We start from the raw sequence: 8,658 nt of genomic DNA on the forward strand, positions 1-8,658 counted from the left end.
GCGTTGACATAATTCGACCCCCCTCTTATCTGTCACGCAACCTCGCGTCCAGAACAGTTTCCGGGCGTTTCACGGCATTGCGCGGTTTTCGCGGCGCGGCCATGAGACCTAAGGCAACAAAAAAGAAAGGACCATTCGTATGGTCAGTCTCGGCGGCCTAGCCCGCAAGTTGTTTGGTTCCGCCAATGAACGTCGCGTGCGCGGCTACAAGGCTCGGGTGGACGCCATCAACGCACTTGAAGCCGAAACGAAGGCTTTGTCGGATGAGGCACTCGCCGCCAAGACCGTGGAATTCCGCCAGCAATTCGCCGACGGCAAGACGCTCGATGACCTGCTGGTACCGGCTTTTGCTGTTGCTCGCGAAGCCGCCCGCCGCGTGCTCGGCCTGCGTCCCTTCGACGTTCAGCTCATCGGCGGCATGATCCTGCACGAGCGCGCGATCGCCGAAATGAAAACCGGTGAAGGCAAAACCCTCGTCGCGACGCTTCCGGTCTATCTGAATGCACTCGCCAGCAAAGGCGTACATGTCGTTACCGTCAACGACTACCTCGCCCAGCGCGACGCCGGCACCATGGGCCGCGTCTACAGCTTCCTCGGCATGACGACGGGCGTCATCGTCCACGGTCTCACCGACGAGCAGCGCCGCGACGCCTACGCCTGCGACATCACCTACGCGACCAACAACGAACTCGGCTTCGACTACCTGCGCGACAACATGAAGTACGAGCGCGGCCAGATGGTCCAGCGCGGCCACTTCTTCGCGATCGTCGACGAAGTGGACTCGATCCTCGTCGACGAAGCGCGCACGCCGCTGATCATCTCCGGCCCGCTCGACGACCGCTCGGATCTCTACAACACGATCAACGAGTTCATTCCGCTGCTTTCGGCCGAGGATTACGAAATCGACGAGAAGCAGCGCTCGGCCAACTTTTCGGAAGACGGCACGGAGAAGCTCGAAAACCTTCTGCGCGAGGCGGGTCTTCTCAAGGGTGAATCGCTCTACGACATCGAAAACGTCGCGATCGTCCACCACGTCAACAACGCGCTCAAGGCCCACAAGCTGTTCCAGCGCGACAAGGACTATATCGTTCGCAACGGCGAGATCGTCATCATCGACGAGTTCACCGGCCGCATGATGCCGGGACGGCGCTATTCCGAAGGCCAGCACCAGGCGCTCGAAGCCAAGGAAAAGGTGCAGATCCAGCCTGAGAACCAGACGCTCGCCTCGATCACCTTCCAGAACTACTTCCGCATGTATTCCAAGCTTGGCGGCATGACCGGTACGGCCTCCACCGAAGCGGAAGAGTTCGGCAACATCTACGGCCTCGAAGTGATCGAAGTGCCGACCAACCTGCCGATCAAGCGTATCGACGAGGACGACGAGGTCTATCGTACGCAAGGCGAAAAGCTGAAGGCGATCATCGACGAGATCAAGTCGGCGCACGAGCGTGGCCAGCCGATGCTGGTCGGAACGACCTCGATCGAAAAGTCCGAACAGCTTGCCGACCTCCTGAAGAAGTCCGGCTTTGCGAACTTCCAGGTGCTGAACGCGCGCTACCACGAGCAGGAAGCCTTCATCGTCGCCCAGGCCGGCGTGCCGGGCGCGGTCACGATCGCCACCAACATGGCCGGCCGCGGTACCGACATCCAGCTCGGCGGCAACATCGACATGCGCATCCAGCAGGAACTCTCGGAAATCGAGCCCGGCCCGGAGCGCGACCAGCGCATCGAGGCGATCCGCGCCGAAGTGCAGAAGCTGAAAGAGCAGGCGCTCGCTGCCGGAGGCCTCTACGTTCTCGCGACCGAACGTCACGAAAGCCGCCGCATCGACAACCAGCTTCGCGGCCGTTCCGGCCGTCAGGGCGACCCGGGCCGCTCCAAGTTCTACCTGTCGCTTCAGGACGACCTGATGCGCATCTTCGGCTCTGACCGCATGGACAGCATGCTGCAGAAGCTGGGTCTCAAGGAAGGCGAAGCGATCGTCCATCCCTGGATCAACAAGGCGCTCGAGCGCGCACAGAAGAAGGTCGAAGCGCGCAACTTTGACATCCGTAAGAACCTCCTGAAATACGACGACGTGCTCAACGACCAGCGCAAGGTGATCTTCGAGCAGCGTATCGAGCTGATGGATGCCGAAAGCGTCACCGAAACCGTGACCGACATGCGCACCGAGGTCATCGAGGACATGGTCGGCAAGCGCATTCCAGCGAAGGCCTATGCCGAGCAGTGGGACGTCGAGGGCCTCAGGGCCGACGTGCAGCAATACCTCAATCTCGATCTGCCGGTCGTCGAATGGGCGGCCGAAGAAGGCATCGACGAGGCCGATATCCTCGAACGCGTCACCACCGCCGCCGAGAAGGAAGCCGCAGATCGCGCGGAACGTTTCGGTCCGGAGATCATGCAGTATGTCGAGCGCTCCGTCGTGCTGCAGACGCTCGACCATCTCTGGCGCGAGCATATCGTCAACCTCGATCACCTGCGCTCGGTCATCGGCTTCCGCGGCTACGCACAGCGTGACCCGCTGCAGGAATACAAGTCCGAGGCTTTCGAACTGTTCCAGGCCCTGCTCGGCAACCTGCGCCAGGCGGTAACCGCACAACTCATGCGCGTCGAACTGGTGCGCGAAGCAGCCGAAGCGCCGCAGCCGGCACCGCCGGTCATGCACGGCCACCATATCGACCCGTTGACGGGCGAAGACGACTTTGGTGGCGACGGTGGAACGCTTCTGGCCACGGCCCCCGTGCAGCGCGATGCGAGCGATCCGTCGAGCTGGGGCAAGGTCTCGCGCAACGAACTCTGCCCCTGCGGCTCCGGCAAGAAGTACAAGCACTGCCACGGCATCTACGAGGCATAAGAGACGCAGGATAAAAGTGCGGGTTTCTCCGCTCCCGGGTTCCTTACAGGAAATGCCGCCTTCGGGCGGCATTTTCGTTTCCGGTAGCGCGCTTCCTGGAGCGCGCGGGATGCTCTAGCGATCGAACGACTTGGCGTAGGTGATCAGGTTTTCGAGCGCGCGAATGCCCGTGTTGTTGATGTGGCGGCGGCCGAGCGTGGTGTCGATGCGGAAGGCGATGTCTTCCGCATTCGCCGCCTTCAGATCAGCGAGCCGTTCAATGCCGGTCTCCTCGAGACAGCCGACCATGCGCCAGCCGATGGATTTCGCCCGCATCATCCGTTCTCGCTCACTGTCGCTTTTCGGCATTGCCTCGTCCCGCCAATACAACCGCGCTGAACCGTTTGTTAACGCTGTTCTGGCAGTACTGAAGCCCTGTATTGCGTAATCTCAGGGTGTTCTCGTGTTCATGGCGGTATGTCAAACGGCCGGACGAATGCTGCCGTCGGCGCTGAGACACCGCCTGTCCGCGCTGATCGGCGCAGTTGCCGCTATTCTGACCGGCACCGACATGAAGAACACGGCCCGCCGGATGGCGCTCGTCGCCTTCGCGGTTCGCATTTTCAGCGCCGCCATCGCCTTTCTGTCGCAGATCATCCTCGCCCGGATGATGGGCGAGTTCGAATACGGCATCTTCGTCTTCGTCTGGGTGCTGGTGATCCTCTTCGGCAGCCTCTCCTGCGTCGGTTTCCATTCCGTCGTGATCCGTTTCCTGCCGGAGTATCAGGCGACTGCGGCGCTCGACGAGATTCGTGGCGTAACGACGACAGTGCGCGTTTTCGCCCTCACCTCCGCCACCACGGTCGCCGTCGTCGGTCTGCTCGGCCTCTGGCTCTTTTCGGCGCACATCGACGCCTATTACCTCGTGCCGCTCTATCTCGGCCTCTTCACCCTGCCGATGATCGCCCTTGGCGACGTGATGGACGGAACCTCGCGGGCCCATGGCTGGGCGCTCTCCGCCCTGAGCCCCACTTTCATCATCCGCCCCCTGCTGGTGCTGGCATTCATGGTGCTGGCAGTCACGGCAGGCGCGCCCCACACGGCGCAAACGGCCATGGTCGCGGCCATGGCGGCCGCCTATGTCACAACCGTCTCGCAGTTCCTCGTGCTGACCTATCGTCTCCGCTCGCGCTATGTGGAAGGGCCGCGGCGGATCGAGCTTGGCCGCTGGCTCCGGGTTTCGATCCCCATCTTCCTGGTCGATGGCTTCGGCTTCCTGCTGACCAATTCCGACGTCGTGATCGTCGGCCTCTATCTCGATCCCGAGGACGTCGCGATCTACTTCGCAGCCGCCAAGACCATGGCGCTGGTGCACTTCGTCATGTTCGCCGTCAAGGCGGCAACGGGCCCACGCGTTTCGAACGCCATGGCCCGTGACCGCAGGCAGCTCGCGGGCATCGCGATCGAAAGCGCGCGTTGGGCCTTCTGGCCGTCGCTCCTGGTCGGCGCGCTGGTGCTGCTGGCGGGCCCCTTCCTGCTTTCGCTTTTCGGGCCGGCCTTCGTCACCGGCATGCCCTTGATGATGATCCTCTTTGGCGGCATTCTCGCCAAGGCCTTCGTCGGCCCGGCGGAAACGCTTCTGACGATGGCGGGCCAGCAGACGCTCTGCGTGATCCTCTACGCCGGCGCGCTGGTGGCCAACATCGCACTCAACCTGAGCCTCATCCCTCTCCTCGGACTGACCGGCGCTGCTCTTGCAACCGCAGGTGCAATGTTCTTCGAGGCGATGTTGCTGCATATCGCCGTCCGGCGTACCTTCGGCTTCGCGCTCTTCGCCTTCGCGAGCGTGCGGGCCGGCAATGATAACAACGGGGCTGTCCATCCATGATCGGCAATACCAATCTTCCGAGCGATGCAAACAGTCGGGCCGCCCGGGTCCTTGGCGGGCTGGCACAGCCTGGCGATGCGGGCCCGACCGCGGAGCATTTGATCGAGGTCGGCCGCCCTGGACGCCATCTCGCCATCTACCCGGCCAAGGCCGGCTACGAGTTGCAGCGCGAGCTCGACTTCCTGTCGAACCGGGCACTGGAGCCGAACGTCTTCTTCACCGGCCGCTTCCTTGCACCGGCGATGCCCCGCCTCGAAGAACGGGTGATCCGGCTCGCCATCATGCGCGACAACGACGAGCGTCGCAGCCGCCTGCGGTTTCTCATGCCGTTCTCGATCGAAAAGCCCGGCTTCTCGATCGGCGCACCGATCATCCGCGCCTGGTCGAACCCCTTCGGTCCGCTCGGCGTCCCGCTGCTTGACGCTGAAGACGCTGCAGAAACCATCGACAACCTGTTCGAAGCCTTTACCGCGCCCTCGACCGGCCTGCCCTCGGTGCTCGTCCTTCCCGACATGCGCCTCAACGGCAAGGTCGCCCGCCTCACCCGCGCCGTCGCCATCGGCCGCAACCTGCCGCTGACGGTGACCGACACCTTCAGCCGCCCCATGCTCGAAAGCCTGCTCGACGGTCCGACCTATCTGCGCAACGCCATCAGCCCAGCGCATTTCCGCGAGCTGCGGCGGCAGTGGAACAACCTCGCAAAAGAAGGCGCGCTCACCTATTCGGTCGCCCGCCAACCCGCCGAAGTCCGCTTGCGCATGGAGGAATTCCTGGCGCTCGAAGCATCGGGATGGAAGGGAAAGGGCCGCAGCGCCATGGTGCTCGATCGCTTCCGTGCGGCCTTTGCCCGCGAGGCGATCACCAATCTTGCCGACGGCGACAGTGTGCGCATCCACACGCTCGACCTCGACGGAAGGGCGATCGCATCCATGGTGGTGTTCCTGATGTCGGGCGAGGCCTACACCTGGAAGACCGCGTACGACGAGCGCTATGCCAAGTTCTCCCCGGGCAAGCTGCTGCTGGCGGAACTGACGGAATGGCACCTCGACGATGCCAACATCGCCCGCTCCGATTCCTGCGCCGTGCCGGATCACCCGGTCATGAGCCGGTTCTGGCAGGAGCGCGAGGAAATGGGCACGCTGGTGATCGGCCTGCAGCAAACCCGCGACCGCGAAGTGCGCCAGGTCGCAGCCCAGCTCCACCTCTACCGCAACACCCGCAACATGGCGCGGATCCTGCGTGACAAGATCAAGGCGCTGGCCGGGCGCTAGAGAGGTCCGCTTGGGCACCGCGGGACGTTCGCGACATCACTTGCCGCGCGCCTCCGCTATTGCCTGTTCGCGCAGGAACCGTCTGATAACCTTGCCCGAAGTCGTCAGCGGCAGGCTATCGACGAAGGCGATCTCGCGCGGATATTCGTGCATCGACAGCCGCGTCTTCACCCACTCGCGAACGGACGTGGCGACACGCTCGTCACCAACCACGCCGGGCCGCAGGACGACATAGGCCTTGACGATCTCGGTGCGGACGGGATCCGGCTTGCCGACGGCAGCGGCGAGTTGCACATCCGGATGACCGGCAAGGCAATCCTCGATCTCGCCGGGGCCGATGCGGTAACCCGACGAGGTGATGACGTCATCGTCCCGGCCGAAGAAGGTGAAATAGCCCTCCTCGTCCATCACGCCCTGGTCGCCCGTCGTCATCCAGTCACCGATGAACTTCTTCTCCGTCGCCGCCTCGTTGCCCCAATAGCCGAGGAACATCACCGGATCCGGGCGCTTGACCGCCACCTGGCCGACGCTTCCGGCCGGCAGTTCATGACCTTCGGCGTCGATGATCGCCACCCGGTGGCCCGGTGCCGCCTTGCCCATCGATCCAGGCTTGACGACGCCGAGATCGGCGGCCGAGGAGATGACGATGTTGCACTCGGTCTGGCCGTAGAACTCACTCACTTCGAGGCCGAGCGCCGCCTTTGCCCATTCATAGGTCTCGCGACCGAGAGATTCCCCGGCAGAACCGATGGTCCGGAGGTTGAGGCGATAGCGCTCGCGCGGCTTCTCAACCGCCTTCATCAGCCGGAGCGCCGTTGGCGGAATGAAGGCGTTGCGAACGTCCATCTCTTCCAGGATGCGAAAGGCGGTATGCGGATCGAACTTCTGCGCCGGCGATGACACGACAGGCACACCGTTAAGCAGCGACGGCAAGAGCGCGTTGAGCAGCCCTCCCGCCCAGGCCCAGTCCGCCGGCGTCCACATGCGGTCGCCGGGTTGCGGCAGGAAATGATGATGAAACTCGAAGCCCGGCAGATGGCCGAGCAGCACCCGGTGCCCGTGCAGCGCCCCCTTCGGCGGCCCCGTGGTGCCCGAGGTGTAGATCATCAGCGCCGGATCGTCCGGGCCCGTATCCACCGGCACAAAGCCTTCGGGGTCGCCGGATGCGAGTGATGAAAAGGCGATCGTCCCCGGCTGCGGCTGATCTTCCGCCAGCACGACGAGGCGCAGTTCCGGCAGCCGGTCCCGAATCGCGGCGATGCGCTCGAAGCCGAAACCGTTGGTAACAACCGCCGCGACGCCGGCGTCACGCAGCCGGTACTCGAGCGCTTCGACGCCGAAGAGCAATGCAAGCGGCAAGGCGATCGCGCCGTGCTTGTAGATCGCCGCATGGGCAATCGCCGTTTCGAAGCCCTGCGGCAGGAGAATTGCGACACGTTCGCCCGGCGCAATGCCCTCGCCCACGAGCCCTTGCGCGAAGGCAGAGGATTGTCGGGCAAATTCGCCATAGGTCAGCGCCCGATGCGCGCCATCGGAATCGAAGTGCTGGAGACAGACGCGCTCCGGCTCACGCGCCGCCCAGGCGTCGCTGACGGCAACGCCGATGTTGAACCTCTCCGGGATCTGCCATTGGAAGGCGCGATAGAGTTCGTCGTAAGTCTCGATTCTCGGTAACATGACACTGCCATGACAGATTTCTGCTGCAGCGCACCTAACACTTTCCCAAGCGCCAGTTCAATGACCGGTGCGGCAAGCACGGGCCAAGGCGCGTCCAAGCCGGAAACATCGGTCGGGGATGATGTCGGTGAATTCGGGTGGTGTGATGGTGCCCCATGCCGGAGCGAGGTAAGGGCACAAATTCAGATAATTGCTGCTTTGCGGGACATAGCGACCGGGTTCCGATTTGTTATGTTTTCTCTCGGCCATGCCCCACGGATCTGTTGCAAATGACGGTAGAAACGCGAAAGTGACGCATCCAACTTAGGGAGGAAATGGATGGCGGTTGCATCGGATCGTTGCGAACTTTGGGCAAACAGGACGTGGGTCGAGATTACGATCGACGAGGCGCTCGCATCATTCAGCGGCAGGAAGTTGCGATGCTGTGAATGCCATGGCGCAGTCCGCGCACACAAAGAAGGCGATGGGAACCCTGCGCACTTCGAGCACCTTGACGCGCACCCAGGGTGCAGCAAAAGCTTCAAGTATGGCGGCACGCCTTCGAAACATCCGAGAGCGCTGTCATAGCAAAAGTGGCATCCCGAGGCGGGCCACCTAAAGTGGCGGAAATCAAAGTCTTACGAGAAAGCTGGACACTCGCCCGTCCAGCTTTTCCACTATGCTTTCCTCAAGAGTGTCCAGCCGTTTAAGACGTGGATTCGCGATCACGGCGGACGTCCCACGCTATCCTTCCTATTTTCGTGCAGATGCATACCCGCTATCGTCTCGCCCTAGTTGTGGCGAAGACCGCGGCAGGACAGGAGGGATGCATGGACGAGCAAACAGCGCGCTGTCTGTTGGAGCTTGACGACCAAATACAGGGCCTCTGGAGAGCGCTTGAACATCACAGCAACGCTGAGGAGTTTAGGGCGGCTGACCTGCCACGGAACTTTCACCCAGCAGCGACTAGAGCCCCGGCGGTTCTGAATACGCCAAGTGGCGCGGTGTGA

At 62.8% G+C, this 8,658-nt stretch carries 6 protein-coding genes; 4 read left to right on the forward strand and 2 right to left on the reverse strand.

Annotated elements, in window-relative coordinates:
- Positions 1-139 precede the first annotated feature (139 nt).
- Positions 140-2,854: a preprotein translocase subunit SecA gene (gene secA, locus AC3WWH_RS32455; protein WP_058323917.1), complete on the forward strand. Its 2,715-nt coding sequence runs from the start codon at positions 140-142 to the stop codon at positions 2,852-2,854.
- 114 nt (positions 2,855-2,968) lie between these two features.
- Here the strand turns inward: secA and AC3WWH_RS32460 are convergent, their stop codons facing one another.
- Positions 2,969-3,202 (reverse strand): hypothetical protein, encoded by a 234-nt coding sequence (locus tag AC3WWH_RS32460; RefSeq protein ID WP_057254785.1) that lies wholly within the window; start codon positions 3,200-3,202, stop codon positions 2,969-2,971.
- Positions 3,203-3,329: 127 nt separating this feature from the next.
- Between AC3WWH_RS32460 and AC3WWH_RS32465 the strand changes: the two genes are divergently transcribed.
- The gene (locus AC3WWH_RS32465; RefSeq protein ID WP_058323916.1) at positions 3,330-4,721 is read left to right on the forward strand and encodes an oligosaccharide flippase family protein; all 1,392 of its coding nucleotides are present in this window, start codon (positions 3,330-3,332) and stop codon (positions 4,719-4,721) included.
- Positions 4,718-5,992, forward strand: a complete 1,275-nt coding sequence (locus AC3WWH_RS32470) for a GNAT family N-acetyltransferase (protein ID WP_057254783.1) — start codon at positions 4,718-4,720, stop codon at positions 5,990-5,992. Before AC3WWH_RS32465 ends, AC3WWH_RS32470 begins: the two co-directional genes overlap by 4 nt.
- Positions 5,993-6,028: 36 nt before the next feature.
- Here AC3WWH_RS32470 and AC3WWH_RS32475 read toward each other — a convergent pair whose 3' ends face one another.
- Positions 6,029-7,669 (reverse strand): AMP-binding protein, encoded by a 1,641-nt coding sequence (locus AC3WWH_RS32475; protein WP_057254782.1) that lies wholly within the window; start codon positions 7,667-7,669, stop codon positions 6,029-6,031.
- 318 nt (positions 7,670-7,987) lie between these two features.
- Here AC3WWH_RS32475 and AC3WWH_RS32480 point away from each other — a divergent pair, with 318 nt between their 5' ends.
- A complete protein-coding gene (locus AC3WWH_RS32480; RefSeq protein ID WP_492377529.1) occupies positions 7,988-8,236 on the forward strand; it encodes a hypothetical protein in 249 nt (82 codons plus the stop codon).
- Positions 8,237-8,658: the final 422 nt, after the last annotated feature.

It is taken from the genome of Ensifer sp. EB106-03-01-XG145 (assembly GCF_058792075.1).